Source organism: Geotalea toluenoxydans JCM 15764 (genome assembly GCF_001311985.1).
In the GTDB taxonomy this organism is placed as follows: Bacteria; Desulfobacterota; Desulfuromonadia; order Geobacterales; family Geobacteraceae; genus Geotalea; species Geotalea toluenoxydans.
The window spans coordinates 1-2,500 of the sequence record NZ_BBCJ01000057.1 but is presented as its reverse complement, the minus strand read 5'-3'; the positions used below and the strand labels follow the sequence as shown (position 1 = coordinate 2,500).

Annotated in this window: 1 rRNA gene (cut by a window edge); it reads left to right on the top strand. The window is 51.5% G+C overall.

Annotation, left to right across the window (positions count from 1 at the left end):
* Positions 1-2,489: ribosomal RNA gene (locus JCM15764_RS20560) — 23S ribosomal RNA — on the top strand; it begins 465 nt to the left of the window's first position.
* Positions 2,490-2,500: the final 11 nt, after the last annotated feature.

The following is a 2,500-nucleotide window of genomic DNA, read 5'->3' as shown; positions in this document are numbered from 1 at the left end:
CTAAATACTACTCTCTGACCGATAGTGAACCAGTACCGTGAGGGAAAGGTGAAAAGTACCCCGATGAGGGGGGTGAAATAGAACCTGAAACCGTATGCCTACAAGCAGTGGGAGCCCTATGGCATGTCCAGGGTGACCGCGTGCCTTTTGCATAATGAGTCAGCGAGTTACTTTTTGCAGCGAGGTTAAGCTCATAGAGTGGAGCCGAAGCGAAAGCGAGTCTTAATAGGGCGCCATAGTTGCAGGAAGTAGACCCGAAACCGGGTGATCTATCCATGTCCAGGGTGAAAGGAAGGTAACACTTCGTGGAGGCCCGAACCCACTGGCGTTGAAAAGCAGGGGATGAGGTGTGGATAGGAGTGAAAGGCTAATCAAACTCGGAGATAGCTGGTTCTCCCCGAAATATATTTAGGTATAGCCTCACAAAGTAAGTAGCGGGGGTAGAGCACTGGATGGGCTAGGGGTCTTACCGGATTACCAAACCTAACCAAACTCCGAATACCGCTAACTGTTATTGTGGGAGTCAGACTATGGGTGATAAGATCCATGGTCGAAAGGGAAAGAGCCCAGACCGTCAGCTAAGGTCCCAAAATCTATGCTAAGTGGAAAACGATGTGGAAATGCCCAGACAACCAGGAGGTTGGCTTAGAAGCAGCCACCCTTTAAAGAAAGCGTAATAGCTCACTGGTCGAGTGGGTCTGCGCGGAAAATGTAACGGGGCTAAGCATAGTACCGAAGCTACGGATTCGTACCTTAAGGTATGAGTGGTAGGGGAGCATTGTGTAAGCCTGCGAAGGTCGATCGTGAGAACGGCTGGAGGTATCACAAGAGATTATGCTGACATGAGTAGCGAAAAACAAGGTGAGAAACCTTGTCACCGAAAACCCAAGGTTTCCTAAGTAAAGGTAATCTGCTTAGGGTTAGTCGGTCCCTAAGGCGAGGCCGAAAGGCGTAGTTGATGGGAAACAGGTTAATATTCCTGTACCACCTGTGAATGCGATGGGGGGACGGAGAAGGGTAGGCGATCCGGGTGCTGGATGTCCCGGTTTAAGCGTGTAGGCGGGAGAGAGAGGCAAATCCCTTTCTCCATTAACGCCGAGGCGTGATGACGAGAGCGTATGCTCATAAAGTCGTTGATCCCATGCTTCCAAGAAAAGCCTCTAAGCTTCAGTTCACAGGTGACCGTACCGTAAACCGACTCAGGTGGGTGAGGAGAAAATCCTAAGGTGCTTGAGAGAACACTGGTTAAGGAACTCGGCAAAATGATACCGTAACTTCGGGAGAAGGTATGCCCTCATTAGGTGTAGCGATACGCACGTGAAGCCGAAGAGGGTCGCAGAGAAATGGCGGTAGCGACTGTTTACTAAAAACACAGGACTCTGCTAAGACGTAAGTCGATGTATAGGGTCTGACGCCTGCCCGGTGCTGGAAGGTTAAGGGGATTTGTCAGCCGCAAGGCGAAGCTTTGAACCGAAGCCCCAGTAAACGGCGGCCGTAACTATAACGGTCCTAAGGTAGCGAAATTCCTTGTCGGGTAAGTTCCGACCTGCACGAATGGCGTAACGATTTCCGCGCTGTCTCAACCAGTGGCTCAGCGAAATTGAATTCTCGGTGAAGATGCCGAGTACCCGCAGAAAGACGGAAAGACCCCGTGCACCTTTACTACAGTTTGACAGTGACATTCGGAATAGCTTGTGTAGGATAGGTGGGAGACTTTGAAGCTGGTACGCCAGTATCGGTGGAGTCAACCTTGAAATACCACCCTGGTTGTTTTGGGTGTCTAACCCAGGCCCGTCATCCGGGTCGGGGACACTGTCTGATGGGTAGTTTGACTGGGGCGGTCGCCTCCCAAAGAGTAACGGAGGCGCGCGATGGTTCCCTCAGGCTGATTGGAAACCAGCCGTAGAGTGTAAAGGCATAAGGGAGCTTGACTGCGAGACCAACAAGTCGAGCAGGTACGAAAGTAGGTCTTAGTGATCCGGCGGTTCTGTATGGAAGGGCCGTCGCTCAACGGATAAAAGGTACGCCGGGGATAACAGGCTGATCTCCCCCAAGAGTTCACATCGACGGGGAGGTTTGGCACCTCGATGTCGGCTCATCGCATCCTGGGGCTGAAGTAGGTCCCAAGGGTTTGGCTGTTCGCCAATTAAAGCGGTACGCGAGCTGGGTTTAAAACGTCGTGAGACAGTTTGGTCCCTATCTTCTGTGGGCGCAGGATACTTGAGAAGAGCTGTCCTTAGTACGAGAGGACCGGGATGGACGTACCTCTAGTGTTCCAGTTGTCACGCCAGTGGCATTCGCTGGGTAGCTATGTACGGAAAGGATAACCGCTGAAAGCATCTAAGCGGGAAGCCTCCTTCAAGATTAGGTATCCCTGGGTGTAACAACCCCTAAAGGCCCGTTGTAGACCACAACGTTGATAGGCTGGGTGTGTAAGCAGAGCAATCTGTTTAGCTGACCAGTACTAATCGGCCGTGAGGCTTGACCATAAAAATTAACT